Annotated in this window: 22 protein-coding genes; 15 read left to right on the forward strand and 7 right to left on the reverse strand. The window is 46.3% G+C overall.

What is annotated here, in order from left to right:
- The first annotated feature begins 280 nt into the window (after positions 1–280).
- Positions 281–1,105: an HDOD domain-containing protein gene (locus AC5YB3_RS12815; RefSeq protein WP_012586447.1), complete on the forward strand. Its 825-nt coding sequence runs from the start codon at positions 281–283 to the stop codon at positions 1,103–1,105.
- 176 nt (positions 1,106–1,281) lie between these two features.
- On the opposite strand, the gene AC5YB3_RS12820 is transcribed toward AC5YB3_RS12815, so the two are convergent.
- Together AC5YB3_RS12820 and AC5YB3_RS12825 are read right to left on the reverse strand one after the other, a co-directional pair.
- A complete protein-coding gene (locus AC5YB3_RS12820) occupies positions 1,282–1,755 on the reverse strand; it encodes a tellurite resistance TerB family protein (protein ID WP_006084588.1) in 474 nt (157 codons plus the stop codon).
- 101 nt (positions 1,756–1,856) lie between these two features.
- On the reverse strand, positions 1,857–2,387 hold the full coding sequence (locus tag AC5YB3_RS12825; RefSeq protein WP_012090531.1) for a DUF2780 domain-containing protein: 531 nt from the start codon (positions 2,385–2,387) through the stop codon (positions 1,857–1,859).
- A 189-nt stretch (positions 2,388–2,576) separates the two neighbouring features.
- Here AC5YB3_RS12825 and AC5YB3_RS12830 point away from each other — a divergent pair, with 189 nt between their 5' ends.
- A complete protein-coding gene (locus AC5YB3_RS12830) occupies positions 2,577–3,284 on the forward strand; it encodes a hypothetical protein (RefSeq protein WP_012197781.1) in 708 nt (235 codons plus the stop codon).
- A gap of 33 nt (positions 3,285–3,317) precedes the next feature.
- Positions 3,318–4,793 carry a DUF4145 domain-containing protein gene (locus AC5YB3_RS12835; protein WP_259506776.1) on the forward strand — a complete coding sequence of 492 codons (1,476 nt, stop codon included), beginning with the start codon at positions 3,318–3,320 and terminating at the stop codon, positions 4,791–4,793.
- A 92-nt stretch (positions 4,794–4,885) separates the two neighbouring features.
- On the opposite strand, the gene AC5YB3_RS12840 is transcribed toward AC5YB3_RS12835, so the two are convergent.
- Positions 4,886–5,233, reverse strand: coding sequence for a hypothetical protein (locus AC5YB3_RS12840; protein WP_006079655.1), 348 nt, complete (start codon positions 5,231–5,233; stop codon positions 4,886–4,888).
- 374 nt (positions 5,234–5,607) lie between these two features.
- Between AC5YB3_RS12840 and AC5YB3_RS12845 the strand changes: the two genes are divergently transcribed.
- A complete protein-coding gene (locus AC5YB3_RS12845; protein ID WP_006079656.1) occupies positions 5,608–7,479 on the forward strand; it encodes a methyl-accepting chemotaxis protein in 1,872 nt (623 codons plus the stop codon).
- 83 nt (positions 7,480–7,562) lie between these two features.
- Here the strand turns inward: AC5YB3_RS12845 and AC5YB3_RS12850 are convergent, their stop codons facing one another.
- On the reverse strand, positions 7,563–8,534 hold the full coding sequence (locus tag AC5YB3_RS12850; protein WP_126493135.1) for a LysR substrate-binding domain-containing protein: 972 nt from the start codon (positions 8,532–8,534) through the stop codon (positions 7,563–7,565).
- Between the two features lie 113 nt (positions 8,535–8,647).
- Between AC5YB3_RS12850 and AC5YB3_RS12855 the strand changes: the two genes are divergently transcribed.
- Both AC5YB3_RS12855 and AC5YB3_RS12860 read left to right on the forward strand, forming a co-directional pair.
- Positions 8,648–9,856: a multidrug effflux MFS transporter gene (locus AC5YB3_RS12855; RefSeq protein ID WP_012197777.1), complete on the forward strand. Its 1,209-nt coding sequence runs from the start codon at positions 8,648–8,650 to the stop codon at positions 9,854–9,856.
- Between the two features lie 157 nt (positions 9,857–10,013).
- Positions 10,014–10,637, forward strand: coding sequence for a tRNA-uridine aminocarboxypropyltransferase (locus AC5YB3_RS12860; protein ID WP_494525451.1), 624 nt, complete (start codon positions 10,014–10,016; stop codon positions 10,635–10,637).
- Positions 10,638–11,111: 474 nt separating this feature from the next.
- Here the strand turns inward: AC5YB3_RS12860 and AC5YB3_RS12865 are convergent, their stop codons facing one another.
- A complete protein-coding gene (locus AC5YB3_RS12865) occupies positions 11,112–13,232 on the reverse strand; it encodes a putative bifunctional diguanylate cyclase/phosphodiesterase (protein ID WP_494525452.1) in 2,121 nt (706 codons plus the stop codon).
- Positions 13,233–13,525: 293 nt separating this feature from the next.
- On the opposite strand from AC5YB3_RS12865, the gene AC5YB3_RS12870 reads away from it, so the two are divergent.
- Entirely contained in the window at positions 13,526–13,897 is a 372-nt protein-coding gene (locus AC5YB3_RS12870; protein WP_494525453.1) for a hypothetical protein, read from the forward strand.
- A 104-nt stretch (positions 13,898–14,001) separates the two neighbouring features.
- Complete coding sequence (locus AC5YB3_RS12875; RefSeq protein ID WP_494525454.1) at positions 14,002–14,652, forward strand: methyltransferase domain-containing protein; 651 nt, start codon at positions 14,002–14,004, stop codon at positions 14,650–14,652.
- An 84-nt stretch (positions 14,653–14,736) separates the two neighbouring features.
- On the opposite strand, the gene AC5YB3_RS12880 is transcribed toward AC5YB3_RS12875, so the two are convergent.
- Entirely contained in the window at positions 14,737–15,066 is a 330-nt protein-coding gene (locus AC5YB3_RS12880) for an antibiotic biosynthesis monooxygenase family protein (protein ID WP_259483585.1), read from the reverse strand.
- A complete protein-coding gene (locus tag AC5YB3_RS12885; protein WP_427648807.1) occupies positions 15,063–15,446 on the reverse strand; it encodes an NIPSNAP family protein in 384 nt (127 codons plus the stop codon). Before AC5YB3_RS12885 ends, AC5YB3_RS12880 begins: the two co-directional genes overlap by 4 nt.
- A gap of 64 nt (positions 15,447–15,510) precedes the next feature.
- Here AC5YB3_RS12885 and AC5YB3_RS12890 point away from each other — a divergent pair, with 64 nt between their 5' ends.
- The 7 genes from AC5YB3_RS12890 to AC5YB3_RS12920 all read left to right on the forward strand — a co-directional run bounded on the left by AC5YB3_RS12890 (position 15,511) and on the right by AC5YB3_RS12920 (position 23,959).
- The gene (locus tag AC5YB3_RS12890) at positions 15,511–16,230 is read left to right on the forward strand and encodes an ArsR/SmtB family transcription factor (protein WP_259483584.1); all 720 of its coding nucleotides are present in this window, start codon (positions 15,511–15,513) and stop codon (positions 16,228–16,230) included.
- Between the two features lie 145 nt (positions 16,231–16,375).
- Positions 16,376–16,810: a hypothetical protein gene (locus AC5YB3_RS12895; RefSeq protein ID WP_012586460.1), complete on the forward strand. Its 435-nt coding sequence runs from the start codon at positions 16,376–16,378 to the stop codon at positions 16,808–16,810.
- Between the two features lie 195 nt (positions 16,811–17,005).
- Positions 17,006–17,914: an Imm49 family immunity protein gene (locus tag AC5YB3_RS12900; RefSeq protein WP_494525455.1), complete on the forward strand. Its 909-nt coding sequence runs from the start codon at positions 17,006–17,008 to the stop codon at positions 17,912–17,914.
- 138 nt (positions 17,915–18,052) lie between these two features.
- Complete coding sequence (locus AC5YB3_RS12905; RefSeq protein WP_494525456.1) at positions 18,053–18,952, forward strand: Imm49 family immunity protein; 900 nt, start codon at positions 18,053–18,055, stop codon at positions 18,950–18,952.
- A 677-nt stretch (positions 18,953–19,629) separates the two neighbouring features.
- The gene (locus tag AC5YB3_RS12910) at positions 19,630–21,045 is read left to right on the forward strand and encodes an amidohydrolase (RefSeq protein ID WP_494525457.1); all 1,416 of its coding nucleotides are present in this window, start codon (positions 19,630–19,632) and stop codon (positions 21,043–21,045) included.
- A gap of 137 nt (positions 21,046–21,182) precedes the next feature.
- Positions 21,183–22,514 carry a M16 family metallopeptidase gene (locus AC5YB3_RS12915; protein ID WP_012090519.1) on the forward strand — a complete coding sequence of 444 codons (1,332 nt, stop codon included), beginning with the start codon at positions 21,183–21,185 and terminating at the stop codon, positions 22,512–22,514.
- A gap of 11 nt (positions 22,515–22,525) precedes the next feature.
- Positions 22,526–23,959, forward strand: coding sequence for a M16 family metallopeptidase (locus AC5YB3_RS12920; protein ID WP_494527186.1), 1,434 nt, complete (start codon positions 22,526–22,528; stop codon positions 23,957–23,959).
- The last annotated feature ends 114 nt before the right edge of the window (positions 23,960–24,073 follow it).

The raw sequence follows: 24,073 nt of genomic DNA on the forward strand, positions 1-24,073 counted from the left end.
TCCTCTGGGGCGAAATCAAAATGATGGGTTAATTAAGAAAGCCCCGAACTCTTTATGGTTATTAGAGTTCGGGGCTTTTTTGTATGGCTGAGTGGATTTCGTAACTGGATATGATTGAGTGTGATTAAATTGAATGAAATAAAGAGGTAAACCTTAAGTTTGATGGCCGGTAATAGGTGTCGCAGAAGGATTGCACATTACTGATATTTAATTATATCTCGCGAGCGAGGCGCTAGTTTGTGTTCTATATTTTGATCATTCATACAGAAGGAGCATAAAAATGGATTCAGCTGCGTTACTCAATCGAGTGGATGAATTACCCAGGTTACCCAAGGCGATCAGTGAACTATTAGACGCAGTCAATGATGATAATGCGACAGTAAAAAGTATTGCCACTAAGGTTGCACACGATCCCTTAATCAGCGCGAGGGTATTACGCCTTGCTAACTGTGCCCACTATGGACGCAGTCGAGAGGTGGGTACGATCGACGAAGCCGTGGTGCGTCTTGGGATGCAGACCCTACGTACTTTAGTGCTTGCATCGGCCGTAATTGGCGCAGTTCCTAAGTGTGAAGGAATCGACTTAGCCCAGTTTTGGGGGCAAACCTTTGAGATTGCCCTATATAGCCAAGAAATGGCGAAACGTTGTGGTGCTATGCCTGAAGAAGCATTTACCTGCGGTATCTTGCACCGTATTGGCGACTTACTCATTGCGGCTGTGTCACCTAAAGATGCGGCAAAAATTGCTGAAGCCGTGGCGCAGGGTAAAGATAAGCATGAATTTGAGCGTGAGTTACTTGGATATGATTCACCCGATATCGGCGCATTGCTGGCTAAAAATTGGAAATTCACCACAGCGTTGGTGGAAGGTATTTTATATCAAGATCATCCTAAGGATTCGGACCCATTTTCAAAACTTGCCGCATTATTATGCCTATCTTACAAAGTGTTGGATGAGTGGGATACCATTGAGGATGATGAGAAAACCAGTTGGTTATCCCAGTTAGCCACCAAGAAAGGATTAAGAATGGAGATGGGTGGATTGCGGACTAAGTTGACTGAGTTACGCGGTTCAGGGTTCGAAATCGGTAAAGCCTTAGCTTAGGATTTAAGTGAGTTGGGTTTAAGTAAATCGCGCGGCAGGACAAATCATTTTTTAGTCAAAGACAATATCAATAAGGTCTTAAGACTATAGCGTGAATGTGAAACGAGATAGCGTTTCGCATTCACGCTTTTTTATGCGACGGATTAATCGATTAGTACTTTGATTAAACCGTTGAATCACTGGGGCGCCTGATCAATATGTCGATTGGCGGCGATGGCAAGATTGCGCATTTGAATTAACTCGCTGTGTTTGAGGTACAGCAAATCAGCGGTGCGACGAATGATTTGGTCTTCATATTGGGATAACTGTCCATCGGCATAGGCCAGTTGCCACATCGCGAGCAATAATTGCTGCTTTTGCGCTAGGCTAAATTCAGCGTTAATGGCTGAGGTAAATTCAAACAGTGAGGTCGCGCTACCTTGCACGCTTTTGGCTTCATCAATCAGTATCTTAGCGTCAGTTTCTGACATTGATAGCGTATCTGTCAGTAACTTAGGCAATAAGGCTTCTTCCTCTGCCGTTAAGGTATCATCGGCAAACACCACTTCAAGTAACATACTCGCCGCGGCGAGTTTAAGTTGATGCGCCTTGTCTTCTGGGGAGACTGCTTGCGTATGTGCTTCAAAGAATCGTCTTAACTTCGCAATCATATTTGGCGGTTCTCATGTTGGAGGGAATATTAAGGTAGAGTCGATTGGGGGGCGAAAGTTCACCCTAAGTACTGTATTGCTTAGGGTGAGATAAAACGGGATTACAGTAGCGAGTTCAGACCTTTCATCAGTAAGTCTGAGGTGCCTTCAGTGCCATTGGTATCCAAGTAAGACTTAGCTATGTTGATCATCGGCATCGCCAGATCTTTAGAAATGCCCAATTTTTCAAAGGCGTCGAACACCATCGCACTGCCTTGCAGTGATGAACCTAAATCACCCGCTTTGGATAACAAGCCAGAAACGCCTGATTTTGAGTCCAATTTAGGCGCTGCTGCTAACAAGCTATCGGCATTAGGAATGCTGGCAGCCAGTTTTGAGTAGTCGGTTGTCCCTAGGCTAGATTGCGCTAAGCCTAATAAACTGCCTAAACCACCTTCGGCTTGAGTTTGGTTTAAACCTAATTGTGACATGACGCTGCCAACCAAATCATTTGACTGAGTTGCTGTCGCCGTCGTGGCCGCTTTTTCAGTTTTGGCTTGAGTTCCGGCCAAGTTATCTAACCATCCTGCACTGGCTGGCGCCGCTAAAATACAAGTGCCGAGGAAGATAGAGAGGGTAAGAGTGTGTTTCATATGGAAGCGTCCTTTGATGGTTTGCGCATGTGTTCGCAGGACAGTTTAGCGGGTTTGCAACTTTTGTTGCAGTAGTTTTCTGTGATTTACGATTCACACTGGTGATTTCTGCTGTGCATTGCTACGGGATTTTCGGTATCCTTAGCGCAATTCTAAGTGTTAATTCATTTCAATTATTTGGAAAGTCGCATGTCACTGTCCGCAATTTTGTCAGAAGCCTATAACTTCTTCCGTAATCATCTGGCGCAACTCGCTATGCTGACGATTCCATTACTTTTGATCCAAGTAGGGATCCAGTTGTGGCTTGGCGTAGAGATGAGTAAAGTCGATCTTGAAAATCCACAGTTTGGCGCACCACACATGGTCGCCATGATGCTGTTACTGCTCACCTTTTCGGTATTAATCGCCGCCCTGACACTGTTTTTAGAACTGCGCTCTCAAGGGCATAGTCCTTCTGCGGGCATGGTGCTGAAGGCAAGTCTACCTTTTGTTCCACCACTATTATTAGCTGGGGTGTTTTCTGGTTTAGCTATTTTAGCGCCAGTGATGCTGTTTGCCGCCTTCGGTCCTTTGTGGCTGGTGGGGTTGGTTATTAGCTTCTATCTCTTCGCCCGTTTGGCCTATGTGAACTTTATGGTCGTGGTTGAGCGTTTAACACCGCTGGAAGCCATCAAGGGCAGTTTTAGCTTTAGTGGTCCTATCGTGCTGAGAACTATTGCACTATTAATGCTCTATCTGCCACTTTCAGTGGTGGGTAATATGCTGTCAGGTGCTGCCTCTATGGGCGGATTACCGCTGCAAATGCTATCGGATACCTTTATGTCTTTCATTGGCTTATTCGTTAACGTGGCTTTGTTCCGCTTATATATGGTGTCGAAAAAACCAAGCGTCGAGTAATGTAAACTCAATTCAGCCTGCAGGGAATCACTCATGGGGACGAAAACAGTCATTAAGGATAGTGAGTTTATCCAAGATTTTTCGGCCTCCTTGAGTGATGACTATCTCAAGGCAAAAAGCTATGTGCAGGATGTGCCGACTCAGTCGCTACTGCACATTCGCAGTTTTACCCATAAGCTCACCGAGTTACTGGGGCAAGATAAGCAAATCGCGTTTTCGAGTCCGAATCTGTACGATAGGATCGAGCAACTAAATCAGCAGCGCGTTATCGATGTTAAGACGACTCGCGCGCTGCATCGATTGCGGGCCGACGGTAACCGCGGCGCTCATCCTGAAAAATATCACCTGACTCAAGCGCAATTGCTCGCGCTGGCGCAAAAATCTATTAAAGATGTTTTGGCGCTAGTCGAACACTTGTATCCCAAGGTTAAAGGCCAAGTCGCACCTGATTATCGTTATGAAGCGTCTGATGCCATGACCGCGAAGGATTTATGCTACCGCGCTGTGATGGAAGATGACGCCGAAGCCCAGTATCTAGTGGGAATATCCTTTAAGACCAAGGCTCTGATACTGAAAGAGCAAGAGCTGCAACAAGATCAAGAGTTTGCCACTTCAGCTGAAGCCACATCTAATCCAGAATCTTCTGGCGTTTCACCTCTTACTTCTCACATCAGCGCCGCTGACAGTTTTACCCGTGCCGCCTATTGGTTTGCCCTTGCGGCGCCTCGGCATATGGAAGCGTTACATGAGCACGGCGTGGCCTTGATCCACGGTTATCAAGGTGTGCCAGAGGTGGCGAAAGGTGAGCAGCTGATTGCGACGGCGGCCGAGGCGGGTGTCGTTAATGCGATGGCGTTATTGGGATATTTTTATCTTGTCGGCAGTGAGTCGTTTCAACCCGATAGCAAGTTAGCGCAGCAATACTTACAGCGCGCCGCTGAGGGTGAGCAAACCGAAGCGATGGCGAACTTAGGTGTGCTGCATTACCAGCAAAAAAATCTGACTCAAGCCTATCATTTTATAAGCAAAGCCGCGCAAGCGGGCTATCCCCATGCCCAGTATCATTTGGCATTAATGCTCGCCAATGGTGACGGTTGTACTCGAGATATGATTGCCAGCGAGTATTGGATGGCTGAAGCTGCCGAGCAAGGGCAACTCGATGCCATGCTGACGCGGGCGCAGCATATGCTCAATGACGATAATGCCTTTGGTAGTGATTTGACTCAGGCTGAGGATTATCTGCGCCAAGTGATCAAATATGGTCACAGTGTGCCTGCGATGATCGAGCTGAGTATGGCACTGGCCGACGGTATGTTAGGGCGAATTGATGTTGTGGGAGCCGCTGCTTTGCTGAAGTTGGCGCGCCAACATGCCAATAAAAAAGAGGCCGAGATTATCGAGCCTCTTTGGCGTTCTCTTGCATTACAAATTAAAAATGTACTTAAAGTAACTCAAGATCCCGCAGAAATTCATAGCCTTAATCGCGCACAGACATTACTCGTCATTTGAGTAGAATAACGACACTTCACGCCTCGTTTCGCGATCACTAGCTTGCCAGAGCGAACAAAATTTAATATCTAATATCTAAACGTCAACACGCCCTAGTGTTCATCCTCTTTATGCTCAAAAGTCCGCCCTTGATGGCGGGTCGCATTAGATTCCCTAACAATCGTTTCTGAACCATAAACCTGGCTCTGTGGCTCATCTGCAGCATGGGCGTGTTGCTTGGCGTTTGCCTGTGCCTGATTAAATTTAGCCAACTGACGTGCCATGTAAAAACGGCTAAACAGGACTAAACAACCGAGCGCAATGGCGCCAAATAAAAGCACGAAGGGCAATAAAAATAGCGATAAACAGATAAGGCTAACGCTAATTGCCATGGCTAACCAAGCCCGTGGGCCAGAAATTCGGGTCTGCAGCGGGCTCTGTTGGAACTGTTGATAAATCATAAGAACTCCTCGATAGGCAGTGGACATTTAGTGTGCAATAGCGAGTGCGTCTAGGTCACGTTAATCTTGATTAATTTACTTTATTTTACCTCTGAGGCCATTTGGCTGTTACGTATCATCTTGATATGTGATCTCGTAGTCGCCTATGTTGTGCTTCGAATAACAGTTGGTTAATTATATGTTTTTGCTCGAATCTTTTTGATGTAAATCTGAGCAATTTCTTTGCGAACTGTACAGAGTATGAGAAAATTAAGTTCAGATTAAGCTGCAGTTTTAACTCAGTTTGCCGCTTTATTAAATTAGTTTTAAATGTTCGTTCAACTCGCTCAGACACCCTCTTGTTTCACTGCTTTGTTAATAAATTAGACGCCAACATGAACTCATATTCGCTCAAGCAAAAAATTCTGTTCTCCGTCGTGGTAGCCCTTTCACTCGTGATTGGTTTGTTGTCATGGCAAAGTTATTCCAGCCAAAAGTCTCAGCTGTTAAAAAACAGCCTAGAACAAGTGCAGCGCTTAGGTGAGCAGCAGGCTGAGCGTATTCAAGAATGGTTGGCCGGCCGCCAAGATATTATGGGGGCACTGGCGAGCAAAGTTGAGGGCGATAGCCTAAATACGTTACAACAAGCACAAGCGTCTGGCCGTTTCCAGTTGACCTATTTTGGGAGCCAAGCGGGGCAAATGCTGGATTCTGATCCGAGTGTAGACCGTACTGGTTATGATCCTCGTAGCCGTCCTTGGTATCAACAAGCCATCAGTGCACGCGGTCCTATCTTGACTAAGCCTTACGTGGATGTGGCTTATAACATTCTGGTTGTGACTATGGCGCAGCCTACGACACAAGGTGTTGTGGGTGGTGACTTATCTATCGCGAGCCTAGTTGACGGCGTTAATCGGATGAAGTTACCGGCCAACGGTTATGCCATCATGATGCACAAAGACGGCACGGTTATCGCTTATAAAGATCAAGCGAAGACGATGAAGCCTATAGGTGAAATCGACAACGATCTTAATCGCAACTTGCCAGAACAGAGCCGTGCAGCGGGTACTCTGTTGCCTATGTATTTTGAAAATGAAGGACGCGATAAGTTAGTTTGGAGCGTTGATATTCCCAATACAGATTGGGAATTAGTGTTAGTGCTTGATAAGGAAACGCTAGAAGCGCCACTGTCGAGCCTGTTACTCACCCAACTGGGTTTATCGGCACTCGTACTGCTGTTGAGTGTGTTAGCGATTTCTTGGTTAGTTGGCATGTTACTGGGTCCATTGAGCCGAGTATCGCAGGCACTGGCGCGTATCGCCGATGGTAATGGTGATTTAACTCAGCGTATCTCAGTCGACACTCAAGATGAAGTGGGTGTACTTGCCGATAGCTTTAACCGTTTTGTTGGTAGTCAACATCAGCTTATCAGCCATATTCGCCAGTTAGCGAATGAGTTAGATGCCGATGCTGAGCGTAGTCTGGCCACCACACAAACCTCGGTGACTGAACTACAACGTCAGCAGCAAGAAGTGGCTATGGTCGCGACCGCAGTGACAGAAATGGCGAGTGCTACCAATGAGATTGCGGCCAATGCTGAAAACACGGCAACGGCGGCTCAACAATCTGCAGCGAGCAGTTTACAGGGTAAAGAGTTAGTCAATAAAACCCGTAACTCAATTAATTCGCTGGCCGATGAAGTGACTCAAGCGACCGATGTCATTGCTGATTTGAGCCGTCACGCTCAATCCATTTCGAGCATTCTAGCGACGATTCAAGGGATTGCAGAACAAACCAACTTGTTGGCGCTTAACGCTGCCATTGAGGCGGCGCGTGCTGGTGAGCAGGGCCGTGGTTTTGCCGTGGTCGCGGATGAAGTGCGCGTGCTATCGCGCCGTACTCAAGATTCGACTCAAGAAGTGCATACCACGATTGAAACACTGCAACGCACAACCGCCAGAGCCGTCAGCTTGATGGAAAGCAGCCAAGCATTAGCGGGTCACAGTGTTGAAGATGCGAATGCGGCGGCAAAAGCCCTTGAAGAAATTACTCAAGCGGTCAACGTGATTTCAGATATGGCAGGCCAAATTGCTACCGCAGCGGAAGAGCAGACTCAAGTGACGGGTGAAATCACCCAAAATACTGTTGCGATTAAAGATGTGACCGATGAGATCACCGCATCGGCCATGGCTGATTTGGCACAGGCGCGTGGATTAAAAGCCCGTGCTAATGATCTTAATGCACAAGTCGCGACCTTTATTCTGTAGCCACTATTTGTAGCGCTTCACTTTGATAAGAGCCCTATAACGCCTTTGCTTTATCGGGCTTTTTTATTGATAGTGATTTGGTATTAAAGCATTTCTGCGGGAGTAAATAACTTAGCCACACTCTGACAAATCGTTTCTCTAATCCATTTATGCCCTTGATCTTCATCATTTCTTTGATGCCATAACAATACATAGGCCATGGGCATAAATTCGAAGGGTAAGGGCAGTAGCTTAAGCGGATAGAGCTGGCAGGCGTGCCGTGCAAAGCTCGAGGGCAGAGTGAAGATTAAATCGCTGTGGGCGCATACACTGGCGGCACCATAAAAATCGGGTACTGTCGTACTGATCCGGCGTCGATGGCCGAGATCGGCAAGAAAGTAATCCAGCGCCCACCAATCGCTGCCTTCACAGCGAACCTGCACATGGGCCATGTCGAGGTAGAGTGGGAGATTCCATTGGTCTGAAGTGAGCGCCGTCATCAGTGGGTGGTCTTCACGCACTAAACACACTTGTTGATCGGTAAACAGTGTTTGATAGGCAATACCTTCGGGCAGGCGATCCACCTGAAAATCGGACAATGGATGCAAGTCCCGCCCTGAAATACCAAAGTCAATTTGCCCTTGTTGTAAATCCTGCATCGATTTTTCGGTCCAGACATAGGAGTCAAGTTTGACGTTGGGCGCCGTGGTTAGCATAGGGCCAATAAAATACGGGATTAAGGTTTCATAAGCGCTTTCCACCATGGCAAAGGAGAATTGTCGATTGCTACTGGCGGGATTGAAGGTCGGAGGCTGGGTGAGTTGATATAAGTCTTGCAAAATATTCGGCAGTTTTTGCCCAAGAATTAGGGCGTGCGCCGTCGGTTTTAAGCCGTGGGCCGTGCGCTGAAATAGGGGATCATCTAAGGTTTCTCTGAGCCGATTTAAGCTCTTACTGAGGGCTGACTGGCTTATATGCAATCGGCTGGCGGCGCGAGTAACGCTTTGCTCTTCTAGCAGAACTTTGAGTATGACCAGCAAGTTAAGATCGATTCTGGCTAAGTTGTCGATATTCACAGATATTCCTCAGAGGAAATTTACTTTGGAAATTATACCATTTCTGTTCATACCTTGAGTTAATTAAAATAGCGCCCACTGAAATACCTTTTCCTGATCAACTGAGATTATTTATGCGGCGCAATCTATTACCTATCCTGATGTCTATGGTGCTTCTCAGCCCATTGGCAATCGATATTTACTTACCTTCAATGCCAACTATGGCGGCAGAATTCGCCGTATCTGCCAGTGATGTGCAATCTACGATCGTATTATTTTTATTCGCCATGGGCTTAGGCCAAGTGTTGATCGGGCCATTAGCCGACCGTTATGGCCGCCGTCCTGTGGCAATCTTTGGGGTCTTACTCTACGGTGCGAGCAGCCTATTAGCCGCTGCGGCTATCGAGTTCCATTGGTTACAGATTGCCCGTTTGCTGCAAGGTTTAGCCGCCTGTTCGACTTCTATCGTGGTGTTTAGCGCGGTGCGTGACTGCTACGATCAAAAAGAAGGCGCTAAGATTTACAGTTACTTAAATGGTGCCATTTGCGTTATTCCTGCATTAGCGCCGACATTAGGTGGTTTATTGGCAATGCAATTTGGTTGGCGTTCAACCTTCGTTTTCATGACGTTATATGCCATGTTGATGTTGCTCGTTGTCGGTTATCGCTTACCCGAGACTCGACCTGCCAATACGGTTACCACAGGGCCGCTTTACCGTTGGGGTCGATACAAACCTGTACTGGGTAACACTCACTTCTTGTTTTATGCCTTTGCTTGTATGTCGGCGATGGCGGCGATTTTGTGTTACGTGTCGTATGCGCCTGTGTGGCTGATTGGGCATTTAGGGCTTTCTGAACTCATGTTCAGTGGTTTATTCGGTTTCAATGCAGTGTTTAATATCGTGGCCTGTTTTACGGCGCCGCTGGTCATTCGCAAACTCGGTAATCGCCCGACAACGATTTTGGCGCTGTCCATACTCGTTCTGTCTGCCGCTATCACTGTGGCGGGTCAGCAATTCGGTCCGAGCACTGGAATGATGGCAGCGTTTGCCTTTATGTTGCCCATGTTGATGTTAGGCGTGGGATTTTCCTTCTTACTTGGCCCTGCGACCAGTATGGCCCTGTCGGCCTTCGGTGAACGAGCTGGAACGGCCGCGGCTATGTTAGGTTTTATTCAAATGAGCGGTGCATCCGTTCTCGCTGGACTCGTACAACAAACGAGTTTAACCGCACCTTATGCAGTGGCCTTAGTGATGGGCGTATTTCCTATCGGTTTATTGTTGATGATGGCGCTGAGTCGATTCGACCATTGGCATCAAGAGCAGTTAGCTGGCGAGCATTAGTTCGCGGCACAGGTTAATTACAAAGTCGTTAATTACAGAGTACACCCTTTACCCACAGTTTGTTTGACCGCGATCTGTGGGTATTTTTTATTGTGCCTAATACCCCTTTATCCTTTGGTATACTCGTAAAATAACTTACTCAAACCGAGGGTAAAGCTTGTCCCGTCACTATTGTGCTATTTGTCGTTATCCCCAGAATGCTTGTCTGTGTGCGAGTGTTCAGCCTATCTCTCCAATGACTCAGTTGGTGGTTTTACAGCACCCGAGTGAAGTCGAACATAAAAAAAATAGTGTGCGGGTATTGAGTCTTGTTGTTGCTGAAACGCAAGTTTATGTGGGCGAAAGCGAGGCCGACTTCAATGGTTTACGGGAACATTTAGCGGCGTGTAATAAGCCGATTTATCTCGTCTATCCCTCTGAGCAAAGTGTGAGTGTTGAACAGCAGCCTATCAATCCAGATTGTGTATTGCTCTTACTCGATGGTACTTGGCGCAAGGCGTTTAAGATGTTGCAGCTGAATCCTTGGTTAACCCAGTATCCTGCGGTGCATTTGGCTGAAGGTTATGAGTCGCGCTACCGGATCCGTAAGTCGAGTCGTTGCGACAGTTTATCGACCTTAGAAGCTTGTGCTTATATGCTAAGCGCCCTTAATCCTCGGCTTGATGTTCAGCCCTTAATGACGGCATTTGATGCTATGGTTGAACTGCGGATTAAGGCGATGCCGAGCACTGTGCAGGCTCGTTATCAGAACTCAAACAAACCTAACGGCGAGACTAAGTGAATGTTTTGACATTATTTAGCCTTAGAGGTTTTAGGTCTGAATTAATGCCTTTAAGTTATTGGGTTTTGATACTGCGTACGAATTAAATTAGTCAAAATCTTATTCAGATCACGCTAACTTAGTGTGAAATACGGTTTAATAATAAGGATTCATTTGCGCGGCAAATGATGAGATAGCTTTGCCAGCCAATTGCTTTGCAGGGGAGTGATTCCATTGTTAATCACAATTAGTTAATGGCGTGCTGGCAGGGCTATCGAGCTTTAAGCTTTGTGTTTTTCCGCAATGACATCGCAGCAATATTTCTGCTTAGCCTCTAATTTTAATCAAAGCTCATCCGATAAAACAGTTGTATATATGTTCATTGTTCGGAGCAAATGATGCGATGGCTTTGCCAGTCAATAACTGGCTTTGCAGGGGAGTGATTCCATTGTTAATCACAATTAGTTAATGGCGTGCTGGCAGGGCTATCGAGCTTTAAGCTATATGTTTTTCCGTAAGAAAGGTTTGGGTGAAATTATCGACTGAACTCGGGTAGCCAAAAAGAAATCCTTGGGCAAAACCTTGGCCCATGTCTGTCATTATGTCTCTTTGTTGTTGAGTCTCTATGCCTTCGGCGACGAAGTGAATATCCAGTGCCTGCGCGAGTTGCACTATGGCATTACAGAGCTTTTGTCCTGACACTTCGTTTAAACGTAGGGCAAACTCGGCATCAATTTTTACACTGTCTATGGGCAAAGTGCCTAAGCGACTGAGTGAAGATAACCCAGTCCCAAAATCATCAATGGCAATGCTGACACCTAAGGCTTTGATGCGATTGAGTGTGAGTCGTGCTTGCTCAGGTTGGCGTAGCAGTGCCGATTCGGTGATTTCTAAAATCAGTGCCTCAGCAGGTAAATTAGCCATTTCCAGAGCATTAATCACTTGGTCGATAAAATCTAAGTGTTCCAATTGCAGTGGCGACACATTGACTGAAATTCTAAAGTCTGCCTGATTATGTGCCCGCCATTGTGCCGCTTGCACGCAAGCCTGTTCCAATACCCATTGACCAATACTGACAATTAACCCTGTCTCTTCCAGCAATGGAACAAAATCGGCGGCGTCATAATACTCGGTAGGTGATTTTTGCCAGCGCAGTAGGGCTTCAGCAGCTATCGTTTGATTTGTGTGTAAATCCACTATGGCTTGATAGGCGAGAGTGAATTGTTTTAAGCTGTGAGCATGCCTTAGGCTATTGATTAACTGCAGCTTTAATTCTGCTGCTTGGCTCATAGCCTTATCGTAAAACACGAGGTGCGGTAAGCTCTTTTTAGCACAATACATGGCTGTATCTGCAAGGCTAATCAGTTGTCCCGCTTTATCACTGTGGGTCGGAAATAGCGCAATGCCGATACTCGTGCCGAGGAAAAACTTTTGCCCTTCAATTTCAAAGGGGCTCTCAAATAGACTAAGTATCTGCTCTGCAAACAGTTGGATTTCATCTTTGCAGCTGCAGTCTTGCAGTACTAAGGTAAACTCATCTCCACCCATGCGGGCTATGTCGGCTTTTTCGATACAACCGGCTTCGAGTCTGGCTGCGACAAGTTGTAACACTCTATCGCCCATGGAGTGGCCGAAGCTGTCATTAATATTTTTAAACCCATTGAGATCTAAAAACATTAGCGCACCGAGGGCGAGGGGATCGGTTTTAAGTTTTTCGAGGGCTGTATTGAGGATCTGCTTAAGGTGGAATCGGTTAGGCAATCCAGTCAAGGTATCGTACATAGCACGGGTCGTCAGCTGAGTTTCGAGCAGCTTTTTCGTGCTAATATCACTGAAAATATTCACATTATAGTGAGCGCCATCTTCGGTAATGATTTTACGGCTACTCTGCCAAGCAGGGAAATTGCTACCATCTGAACGTTTCTTCCAGGTCTCACCCTGCCAAAAGCCCCTTTGCTTCAGTGCAATTTGGCATTCGGTTTCTGTCCCTAAATGATGGCTTTTCAACTCTAAAAATTCAGGGGTTTTACTGATAAGCTGCTCGGCGCTATAACCGCAAATACGGCACATAGCTTTATTAACGGCCAAAATCTGATCATCTGAGTCTGTGATATACACAGCTTCGGCACTTTCCTCGAGCGTCGTCGACAAAATCTCTTTAGGAATATGAGCAAAGCCATCGGTAATAATTTCGCGCATTTGATTACGGCGATTGAGCGCTTGAAATTCCACGAGCACAACGGGCTGTTGCTGCAGATAGCAGCGATAAAGGTTTACTCGAGTTGGCAGTTCATTGCCGAGTTGACTCAAGTGTAGCCAGTTAAATTCAACATTATTTCCTGCAATGGCTTCGAGGATCATTTCCCTCGCATATTCAACACTGTTACGGCCGGATGATTGAATTCTCGGAGAAAAGTCATAGGGAGTCGCATTCACAAAGGCATCATACTCAGTCTCAAAATAACCGAGTGTCGCTTGGTTGGCGCTAATAAAGCTGAAGCCTTGAATTAAGGCTAGGGGAGTTTTGTGGGGATGTGCTTGCCAGAGCGACAGCTTTTCTTGCAGTACTGGATCATCCGTACTGAGTTTCTTAAGTAAGTGTTGCCATCTGATCATTTAGGATACTCCCTTGTGACACATATAAGGTCACATCCTATTTTTTAGGTCTTCGTTGATACGAAGTTGCCCAATAGTACATCATTCCAATGGGGTTAAAAATAAACCTAATTGTTGTTTCACTCAAATAGAAACTCAAAAAGTGTAGTTTAAGACTTGTATTTAAGCATATTTTTTAAGAACACCTGCTGCATATTTCAAACTTTGACAGATTTTATGCTATGTTTTTCGCATCGTGTTTGAGTTGGCTGTTATCGTTCATCCATCCGATGACCAAATAAAGGAGGCCGGAAATGGCGCATTTATCTAAGGTGCTCATCTCTAAAATGTTGATGTCGTTCATACTGATTACCAGCATTCATCTTGCCGTGGCTAATGCCGCCGATGCGCCAAAGCCAAAATTAACTCTAGAGCAAAAAGCCGATAAGGCCCGTATAGACTCCCAGCGATTAGAGCAGGCCCAATTAGAGAAGGCGCGCCAAGCCGCCAAGGAGACTGCAGAGCGAGAAGATAAAATCAAACAGCAGTCCCAAACCAATGATTGGGAGGCTCAGCAAAAACTCAAGGCACAGAAACAGTTCGACGAGAGGGAAAGTCGCGAGCAAAAATATTTACGGGAAGCAAAAGAAGCCGCAGCAAAAGAGCGTAAAATCCCAAAGCCTTAAGCGGGCCATCGACACCGTCGATTTCAGCTAGGCAGTGCTAGCCTTATTTGTTGGCATTGCGACTACTCTCATTAATTGCACCTTACTATCCCTAGGAATTGTTGTTGAATATCTGCCCCTTATGCCACGGCACAGAATTACTCGCTTATCATCAGGATAAAAAGCGCGACTATCGCCAATGCCAAACCTGCCAACTGGTTAGCGTGCCTCCTGAGTTTTATCTCTCGGCCGAGGCCGAAAAAGCCGAGTACGATAAGCACGAGAATCATGCCAATGATCTTGGCTATCAAACCTTTTTAAATCGCACACTTGAGCCACTACTTAGCCGTGTTAGCACTTCGGCCCAAGGGCTCGATTTTGGCTGCGGCGAAGGCAAGGCATTGAGTATGATGGCAAAGGCGCGTGGCTATCAAATCGATAATTACGACCTTTATTACGCCAACAATCCTGAAGCCTTGGCTCGCCAATACGAGTTTATAACGTTAACTGAAGTCATAGAGCATGTGAGCGATGCCGCAGGTTTGCTTGCTCAACTTGATAGCTTATTAAAACCCAACGGCATTTTGGCTGTGATGACTAAACGCGTACAAGATCAGACTGCATTTACCCGCTGGCACTATAAAAACGATCCCACCCACATCAACTTTTATGCCGAAGCGACCTTTGAATGGCTCGCGCATCACTATGGCTGGCGACTCGAAATCATCGATAAAGACGTAGTGTTTTTATATAAAGAGATGCATAAAGTAAATTAATGCAGTCGTAGCGGTTTAACTAAAATCATGTCCTTTGCAGCTAAGGCTATGTGTTGCGTGATCCGCTACTCAAGTAGCAGCATATCAGTTACTCCTTGGTGCCTGAGCACGGTCGAACATGCCATAGTCACGAACAACTTCGGCAACCCGCAGGCGATAGTCGGCGAATAATTGTTCGCGTCCTTGAGTTTGTGCCTCGCGGTGATATATCTGTCGTCGCCAAGCTTGTACCGCAGCCTCATTCTCCCAGAATGACAGCGATAATAAGCGTTCGGGATTGACCATGCTCTGAAACCGTTCGATTGAAATAAATCCTTCAATGTTACTCAGGCTTGATTTCAGGTCGGCGGCTATCTCTAAATACCTTTCTTGGCAGTCGGGATTCGGCACGACTTCAAAAATAACGACCATCATAGTTTTGTCTCCGCAGCTCTTTGATAGGTCTTTGCTATCGGCTTTAGGAAACTGCGTTTTTCACTCAAAATAAATTCTCCTTGCTTTGCCAACTGAAAATTTGCCTTGCCTGCGGCTTCTGTCTTCAGTTTGTCTCTATAGCGTTCATAGTGGGTCAGACTATCGAAGCTAATGAGACCAAATGCAGTGTCGTTGGTGCCTTCGTGTGGCAGAAAGTAGCCAAGGAGTTCGCCGCCGTAGGCTGGAATGATATCGCCCCAGTTTTCAGCATATTGGGCAAATTGTTCCAATTTGAACGGGTCTATTTTGTATTCGATAAAACAGGTAATTTTCATAGTGTTTGGCGCCATTGACTTGTGTGGTAAAGGTTTTAGCTGCATTGTAATTACCAGAAAAATTAATGCTTCGATGGTTATCGAACTGTTCCCGAATGAGATTACAAGCATGGAACCTAACATCGCTTTTATTGCCAACTTGATTGGTGACGCCGCCCGCTCACGTATGTTGATAGCTTTAATGGGCGGAGAGGCATTGACTGCGACAGAACTGGCTCTTGAAGCAGATATCACACCACAGACTGCCAGCAGCCATTTAACTAAGTTGGTAGAAGGCGAACTATTGCTCGTGCGTAAGCAGGGGAGGCATAAGTATTTTCAGCTGCAGAGCCGCCAAGTGGCCGAACTGTTGGAAAGTCTGCTCAACATGAGCGCAGCCATTACGAACTCTAAGGTCATTCATGGACCTGCGGACCCTAGATTGAGACTGGCTCGTGTTTGTTATGACCATCTCGCGGGTGAATTGGGTGTTGCACTTTACGACAGCTTAAGTCGGCAGGATTTGATCGTCCATGAAGGGGGCGAAACAAAAATCACCGCAGCAGGGATGACCTTTTTTGCCAAACGTGGCGTAGAACACTCGTTGCTGGGTGCACCAGATGATGTATTCGATGTACCGAAAAGACGTCAATCTCGCCGTCCTTTATGTAAGTCATGCCTCGATTGGAGCGAGCGTCGCAGTCATCTTGCTGGTGTTCTAGGTCAATGGGTTCTTAAGGATATTTTGGATAAAGGCTGGGCAGAGAAAGCCCTCGACACCCGTGCCCTACAATTTTCAAGCCGAGGGTTAAAATCCTTTCGTGCTGACTATGGCATTGCGACAAAATAGACAATTTAATGTTGTCTATTTGAGGCTGAAAATCATATTGTTAATTATGGCTAGCCATTTTTACTTGTTATTCCAGAATTCAGATGGAAAGGAATAGAAGGCATTTGGATGGGGTGTTAATTTGAACTAAGTTAGGAGGCGTTGGATGATAAAAACATCTTTAATTTTATTCTTTCTTCATGTCTTCTCATTTTCTGTATTGGCAAATGAGGCGTTAAAATTTGAGGTCAATGGAAATAACTTTTATATAACAATATATAATAATTCTGAAAAAGAAGTTGAGCTTAATTATATTCTATGTTTTGAGCCATTGGGTGGTATCAGTTTTGATATAAAGGATGAAAATGGAGTCATCTATGGCATAAATGGCATGTTTGATTCTGGTTGTGCGTTAAACGAAAAAATATCAGTGCCTCGTTATGGCATTATTGGTCAGATAGTAGATAAAGACCTAGTTAAAATGATCTATGATCCCGTTCCTAAAAAATTACATGTAACAGCAATGTTTTGTGAGAATTATTTTACTAGGGAAAAATGCTTAACAAGCAATACACAAATTGTAGATTTTTCAGTAAAATAACTATTCTCATATTAATTCTTGAGTACAAAATGAGGCTACTCATAGTTAAGTGAATATGACACTTAAATTTTTGCACCTATTTCGTAATTAACATAAATGTAGTCATAGAGCCTATAGAGACATGTTTACTGAGTGGCATTGTCACTCATGACGATATAGCTTTGCCATTTCGGTATAGAGGAAGGTATTAACAAGATGCAATCAGTCGATTTATCCCGTCCGCTACCCTTTCACCTAGAAAGGCTCAAGGGCCATGCATGGGTTTATCAGGAACGTTTGGAAAGTCTGGATTGGATCATGAATATGATCCGTACCGAATCCAGAACGATGGACTTATTGAGTATCAGTAATCGTCATCTCGCTCTTGCATCAGAGGCGCTGCATGGCGCCGCAGCTCCGGCTCGCGCCTTCGAGCATCTGCAGCAGATGCATTATCTGGGCATTAAGGGCTATAAACGTAAGCTGATGGCCGATGGCGATACCCTCAGTGTCAAGATCCCCGCAGACACCTTAGTGCTGAAACCACTGCCAGCAGATAACCGATTTTTATCCTATGCAGACTGGACTATCTATTTTTGGAGTGCGGTACTGCATGATCAGTACCAAGATATGACCTATTTGGTCAGCATCAAGGAGGCCGATAACTTTAATTGGGAGCTGGATCCGCCATCCCATATGATGAGTGATATTTTGGCCGGTTTCTTCCGTGTGAAAGCGGTCGATGTGGCAGCGTTGATCCAAGATTTCGTTAGCGCCACTGAGTTTGGTAAGATATCGACGGCATCTTACGATCATGTGGCGAATGTCACGCTGCCAACCATTGACGTCATGTTGAAAATCTTTGGCGGTGCCGAAGAAGTCCAATATCGGCAGGCCATGTACCTAGCGCTACAATCCCACGATACATTTTACAGTCTGCCACGTATGGCGGGCAAAGTAGTTGGGAATATTTCCTTGCCGCTTAGCGCGTTAGCAAAGTTAGCCTACCGTAAGTTTGGTTATACCTTAGGCTTCTACAGCGACTATATCCCAGAAGTTATCTATCAAATTGAGGATCAAGCTATCAGCTTTGACCTCTTAGTATCACTAGAACCAACAAACTAAGTGCTCTTGGGGTTGCCCCTAACATAAGCTGAATACGGGTCAGCGATCTGGACATGACAATCAGAGTAATGAAATGGTTGACCCAAGGTTAACCATATCCACAGTATTAGAAGGCATTGATTTAGAGGTATTAACAAGATGCAATCAGTCGATTTATCCCGTCCGTTACCCTTTCATCTAGAAAGGCTCAAAGGTCATGCTTGGGTTTATCAGGAACGTTTGGAAAGTCTGGATAGGGTGATGAATATGATCCGTATCGATTCCAGAGATATTGACTTGCTGAGTATCAGTAATCGTCATCTCGCTCTTGCATCAGAGGCGCTGCATGGCGCCGCAGCTCCGGCACGCGCCTTCGAGCATCTGCAGCAAATGCATTATCTGGGTATTAAGGGTTATAAACGTAAGCTGATGGCCGATGGCGATACCCTCAGTGTCAAGATCCCCGCAGACACCTTAGTGCTGAAACCACTGCCAGCAGATAACCGATTTTTATCCTATGCAGACTGGACTATCTATTTTTGGAGTGCGGTACTGCATGATCAGTACCAAGATATGACCTATTTGGTCAGCATCAAGGAGGCCGATAACTTTAATTGGGAGCTGGATCCGCCATCCCATATGATGAGTGATATTTTGGCCGGTTTCTTCCGTGTGAAAGCGGGCGATGTGGCAGCGTTGATCCAAGATTTCGTTAGCGCCACTGAGTTTGACAAGATATCGACGGCATCTTACGAACACGTCGCGAATGTCACGCTGCCAACCATTGACGTCATGTTGAAAATCTTCGGCGGTGCCGAAGAATCCCAATATCGGCAGGCCATGTACCTAGCGCTACAATCCCACGATAAATTTTATAGCCTGCCACGTATGGCGGGACATTCCGTTGGCGATATTTCCTTGCCGCTAACCGCGTTAGCAAAGTTAGCCTACCGTAAGTTTGGTTATACCTTAGGGTTCTACAGCGATTATGTCCCAGAAGTTATTTATCAAATTGAGGATCAAGCTATTAGCTTCGAACAGTTAGAGCCGATAAGCTAAGTACTATTGGATTTGTCCCTTATACAAGGCCATTAAAATCGGGCTCATAATGGCTGTCACAGTTTTACTAAATGAGAAAACGGCAAACTTTATGGCAGTTGAGCCCTGTCTTAATGCTTCTTAGCCTCCAAGCGTGTCCGTGATTATTCTTACCTAGGTTAATTCACCACGCCACCTAAAATCCGCCCTTTTATGCCCAGTTAGCGGCTATTGTGGGGGCGGTTTCCCCTCTAAAATTAATTAAATCTCTTAAGAACTGATTCAACTACCGTAATTAAGTGTGCACGCATGGCCAGAAAATGCGGACGTTCAGACATTCTGAGTGCTGCTATGGAAGTGACCGTCCGCCCCATGGTCGCTTATTCACATCCATGCGATCGGTCCTATACAGCAGATGCCACGTTCGAGCACCTATGACTGGCTGTGCTTAACTTAATTTCATAATAAATCAATTGGTTAAGTATTGGTTTTACTTGCAAAAAATTTTTATACTCTCAAGATCGAACAGACTGATTTACCTCAAAGCTGGATTCCCGCCCACAAGCATTGCGGGAATGACGACTAGAGACGGTCTCCAATAAAGCGCAGTCTCTTTTCCTTCATCATTAAATCTATTAACAATTCCTCAGTGTCCGTGTAGTTTAGGTAGCTTATAAAAACAACAATAGGTTATCGCTATGACTTTACCCTCTGTATCACCATCTGCTATCTCAACATCATCGATCCCAAGATCATTTGGGTTTAACTTTTCTGCAAACAAAGCCATTTTTTCCAAGACCTTAATCGCTTCGGCCTTAGCCTTGAGTTTTATGGGCGCGGGTTTGAGTTCGGCGCAAGCGGCGGCCAGTGCTATGCCGGATGCGGCTAAGTTGGCGGCGGGTGTGGAACAAAAGGTGATCGACTGGCGCCGCGATTTGCATCAACACCCTGAGTTGTCAAATCGTGAGTTTCGCACCAGCAAGATTATTGAAAAGCATCTGAAATCATTAGGTTTAGAAGTTCAAACGGGTGTGGCGCATACTGGCGTGGTGGCAATCTTAAAAGGCGGAAAGCTGAAAGGTGGCAAGTCTGGTCCGTTGATTGCGATTCGGGCGGATATGGATGCTTTACCTGTTACTGAGGTGGTCGATTTGCCCTTTGCCTCTAAAGCGACCGATACCTATCGTGATCAAAAGGTGGGGGTGATGCATGCCTGTGGGCACGATACCCATGTGGCCATGTTGATGGGCGTGGCTGAAAACCTCGTGAAAGTGAAAGATAGCCTCGCGGGTGATGTGATGTTTATCTTCCAACCTGCCGAAGAAGGCGCGCCAGACGGGGAAGAAGGCGGCGCGGAGTTAATGCTAAAGGAAGGGCTGTTTGCTAAGCGTAAACCTGACCAAGTGTTTGGTATGCATGTGACCTCCAGCATGCCGAGTGGCATGATTGGTGTGCGCAGTGGTCCGGCGATGGCGAGTGAAGATTCCTTTACGATCAAAGTGAAAGGCCGCCAAACCCACGGTTCGCGTCCTTGGAATGGGGTCGATCCTATTGTCGCCGCGGCGCAAATTATCACTAACGTGCAAACGATCGTCAGCCGTCAGGTGGATATCACTAAAGCCCCTGCCGTGGTGAGTTTTGGTGCGGTTAATGGTGGCATTCGCTCTAACATTATTCCCGATGAAGTCGAGCTGATTGGCACTATTCGCACCTTCGACCAGCCCATGCGCGCCGATATCAAAGTGCGTTTAGCTGAAATGGCCGAGTTATCGGCGAAAACGCTTGGTGCGAGTGCGACCACAGAGATCCACCCAGGTTATCCTGTCGTGGTGAATAATCCCGAGTTAGTCGCTAGCATGCGTCCTGTGCTTGCCAGTGTGGTGGGCGATAAGATGCTGATTGAACCTGGGTTAATTACAGGTGCCGAAGACTTTTCTTATTACGCCTTAGAAGCGCCGGGGATGTTTTTCTTCCTTGGGGTGACGCCAAAGGGAACTGACCCTGAAACCGCGGCCAGCAATCATTCTCCGGCATTTTATGTGGATGAAAGTGCGTTAAAAGTGGGAGTTGAGGCCATGACTAAAGTGGCGCTGACTGCGCTTAAGGCGCAATAAGTCGGACAGACGTTATTCCGTAAGCTCTTCGGTATAACTTGAGCTTACAAAAAATCGGCGCGGGATACGCTTTCTGCGCTTGATTTGTTAATCAATATGCCCTCATATGTGAATTTTTACAGCAAGGAGCGAACAAGATGAAGCGCACGCTATCGGCTCTTGTGTTGGCCATGGGACTTTTTAACCCCCTAAGCCAAGCACAGGCCACCACGGCAGAAGACATTAAGAGTTTCACGCTAGATAACGGCATGAAAATCATGGTGCTAGAAGATGCCTCTATTCCCAATGCCAACATGTATTTGTTTTGGAAAGTCGGTTCACGTAACGAAGTGCCCGGCATCACCGGTATTTCGCACTTTTTCGAACACATGATGTTCAACGGTTCAAAAAAGTACGGCCCGAAAATGTTCGACCGCACTATGGAAGCCGCAGGTGGCGCGAACAATGCGTATACCACTGAAGACATGACGGTTTATACCGATTGGTTCCCTGCCAATGCGCTTGAAACTATGTTCGATCTCGAAGCCGACCGTATCGCTAACTTAGATATCAACCAAACTATGGTCGATAGCGAACGTGGTGTAGTGCAGTCGGAGCGCTCCACTGGCTTAGAAAACTCTAACTGGAATGCCCTTGAAGGCGAAATCAAAGGCGTGGCATTTTTAGCTCATCCTTATTCTTGGTCTGTGATCGGCCATGAGTCGGATATTGCCGCTTGGACGCTGGAAGATCTCGTGCAGTACCACAAAACCTATTACGCGCCGAACAATGCTGTGGTCGTGATTGCCGGTGATGTAAAGGTTGCCCAAGTTAAAGCCTTGGCCGACAAATACTTTGCGCCTATTCCTGCACAAACTCCGCCTAAAGCGATTCGCACCGTAGAACCTGAGCAAAAGGGCGAGCGTCGTACCTTTGTGCAAAAGGCATCGGTGAGCACACCTAATGTGATGCTGGCTTACCATATTCCGGCGGCGACTCACGCAGATTTTTATGCGCTGGATTTATTAAGCTCGATTTTAAGCCAAGGTAATAGCTCGCGTTTATATCAATCACTGGTTGATAAACAAGTGGCCTTAGAAGCGCAAACCTATATGCCGATGTCGGTCGATCCTAACCTCTTCTATGTGATGGGTGTTGCCACGCCTGAGGTGAAAGCCTCGACGCTGGAGCAGGCACTGATTGAACAAATCGATGCGATTGCGACAACGGGCGTTACCCAGCAAGAACTGGATAAAGTTAAAAATATCAAGTTGATGGATTTCTATCGTTCGATGGAAACCATTAATGGCAAGGCCAATACCATAGGCACCTATGAGATGTATTTTGGCAGTTACGACAAGCTATTTAATGCGCCAGAAGCCTATAACAAGGTGACGCCAGCGGATATTCAACGTGTTGCCCAAACCTATTTACGTAAATCGAATCGCACTGTAGCTGTGCTGGCGGCAAACGAGGAGATCTCTCAATGAAATCACTTAAGATGGCATCAATCGGGAAACCTTCTAAGTTAATGGCCGCATTAGCCCTAGGCACAAGTTTAGCCTTAGCGGGTTGTGCTACGACATCGGCGCCAAAACGCGTTGAAACTGGCAGCTTTGTGATGCCAAGTTACGACAAGTTCGTACTGGATAACGGCTTAACTGTGTATTTAATGCCGCAGCGCGAAGTGCCTTTAGTCACCTTAAATGCCGTGGTACGTGCGGGGGCTGTCAATGACACCACCGCAGGCGTGGCGCAAATGACGGCAGAAGGTTTGTTGTTAGGGGCGGCGGGTAAATCTAAGGCGGATATCGAGCAGCAAGTGGATTTTCTCGGTGCAAGTTTAGGCGCTGAAGCGGATAAAGAAGGCAGCTATCTCAGCGCCGATTTTATGGCGAAAGACACTGACGTCATGCTGGGCTTATTTAGCGCGGCGATGTTAACGCCGGACTTTGATGCTGCCGAGTTCGATAAACTCAAGCAACGCGCGATTGCAGGTTTGCAGCAAGATAAAGAAAGCCCACGGGCGGTGATTGGTCGTTACTTCGATAAGCTGGTATTTGGTGCCCATCCTTATGGTAATGCGGCTTCGGGTAACAGCGATTCGCTTGAACAAGTGACAGTGTCGCAACTGCGCGCTTTCCATAAGAGTTACTACCAACCGGCCAATACTGCGATTACCGTCGTGGGTGACTTTGATGTTGCTGCGATGAAGGCCAAGCTGACACAAACCTTTGGTCAGTGGAAAGGCAGCGAGAAACTGGTGCAGCCTGACTTAAACCAAGGTTTGCCTCAGTTAACCGCAGCGAAAGTTTTGCTGGTGGATAAACCCGATGCAATCGAAACCACCTTTGTTATCGGCGGTTTAGGCATTAGTCGTGACAATCCAGACTATGTCGGTTTAACGGTAGTGAACACTATTTTAGGTGGTCGTTTTACCTCTTGGCTTAACGACGAGCTGCGGGTAAACGCTGGCTTAACCTATGGCGCACGCTCAGGTTTTAGCCCTTATACCGACTCGGGTGTGTTTACTATCAGCACTTTTACTAAGACGGAAACCACTCAAGAAGCGATTGATCTCGCACTGAAAACCTATGCTCGTTTATGGGAGAAAGGCGTAGATCAAACCACCTTAGATTCGGCTAAAGCCTATGTGAAAGGCCAGTTCCCACCTAAGTTTGAAACCTCAGGCCAACTGGCGGGATTGTTGTCTGGCATGTATCTATACGGCTTCGATGATAAGTTTATCAATGAGTTCCAAGCTAAGGTGGATGGTTTGACCTTAGAAGAAACTCAAAGGCTCGTGAAAACTTACTTCCCGCAAAAAGATCTGCAATTTGTGCTGATTGGCAATGCGGCTAAGATTGCACCTATCGCCGCTAAGTATGGCAAAGTGCAAACCGTGGATATTAAAGCGACGGGCTTTGGCCAATAAGCTCAGTCATTTCAAGCTAAGTCATTTCAAACTAAGGCGTTAGCTTATGCTTTAGCTTAAGTTAACCCATTAAAAAGGTCTGCATTGCAGACCTTTTTTGTATCTTATGGATGG

This window comes from Shewanella sp. 1311 (assembly GCF_059338235.1).

Coding starts and splice junctions, on each gene's coding strand:
- AC5YB3_RS12815 (WP_012586447.1), top strand. CDS start 281: ATGGATTCAGCTGCGTTACTCAATCGAGTGGATGAATTACCCAGGTTA.
- AC5YB3_RS12820 (WP_006084588.1), bottom strand. CDS start 1,755: ATGATTGCGAAGTTAAGACGATTCTTTGAAGCACATACGCAAGCAGTC.
- AC5YB3_RS12825 (WP_012090531.1), bottom strand. CDS start 2,387: ATGAAACACACTCTTACCCTCTCTATCTTCCTCGGCACTTGTATTTTA.
- AC5YB3_RS12830 (WP_012197781.1), top strand. CDS start 2,577: ATGTCACTGTCCGCAATTTTGTCAGAAGCCTATAACTTCTTCCGTAAT.
- AC5YB3_RS12835 (WP_259506776.1), top strand. CDS start 3,318: ATGGGGACGAAAACAGTCATTAAGGATAGTGAGTTTATCCAAGATTTT.
- AC5YB3_RS12840 (WP_006079655.1), bottom strand. CDS start 5,233: ATGATTTATCAACAGTTCCAACAGAGCCCGCTGCAGACCCGAATTTCT.
- AC5YB3_RS12845 (WP_006079656.1), top strand. CDS start 5,608: ATGAACTCATATTCGCTCAAGCAAAAAATTCTGTTCTCCGTCGTGGTA.
- AC5YB3_RS12855 (WP_012197777.1), top strand. CDS start 8,648: ATGCGGCGCAATCTATTACCTATCCTGATGTCTATGGTGCTTCTCAGC.
- AC5YB3_RS12865 (WP_494525452.1), bottom strand. CDS start 13,232: ATGATCAGATGGCAACACTTACTTAAGAAACTCAGTACGGATGATCCA.
- AC5YB3_RS12870 (WP_494525453.1), top strand. CDS start 13,526: ATGGCGCATTTATCTAAGGTGCTCATCTCTAAAATGTTGATGTCGTTC.
- AC5YB3_RS12880 (WP_259483585.1), bottom strand. CDS start 15,066: ATGATGGTCGTTATTTTTGAAGTCGTGCCGAATCCCGACTGCCAAGAA.
- AC5YB3_RS12885 (WP_427648807.1), bottom strand. CDS start 15,446: ATGCAGCTAAAACCTTTACCACACAAGTCAATGGCGCCAAACACTATG.
- AC5YB3_RS12890 (WP_259483584.1), top strand. CDS start 15,511: ATGGAACCTAACATCGCTTTTATTGCCAACTTGATTGGTGACGCCGCC.
- AC5YB3_RS12895 (WP_012586460.1), top strand. CDS start 16,376: ATGATAAAAACATCTTTAATTTTATTCTTTCTTCATGTCTTCTCATTT.
- AC5YB3_RS12900 (WP_494525455.1), top strand. CDS start 17,006: ATGCAATCAGTCGATTTATCCCGTCCGCTACCCTTTCACCTAGAAAGG.
- AC5YB3_RS12905 (WP_494525456.1), top strand. CDS start 18,053: ATGCAATCAGTCGATTTATCCCGTCCGTTACCCTTTCATCTAGAAAGG.
- AC5YB3_RS12910 (WP_494525457.1), top strand. CDS start 19,630: ATGACTTTACCCTCTGTATCACCATCTGCTATCTCAACATCATCGATC.
- AC5YB3_RS12915 (WP_012090519.1), top strand. CDS start 21,183: ATGAAGCGCACGCTATCGGCTCTTGTGTTGGCCATGGGACTTTTTAAC.
- AC5YB3_RS12920 (WP_494527186.1), top strand. CDS start 22,526: ATGGCATCAATCGGGAAACCTTCTAAGTTAATGGCCGCATTAGCCCTA.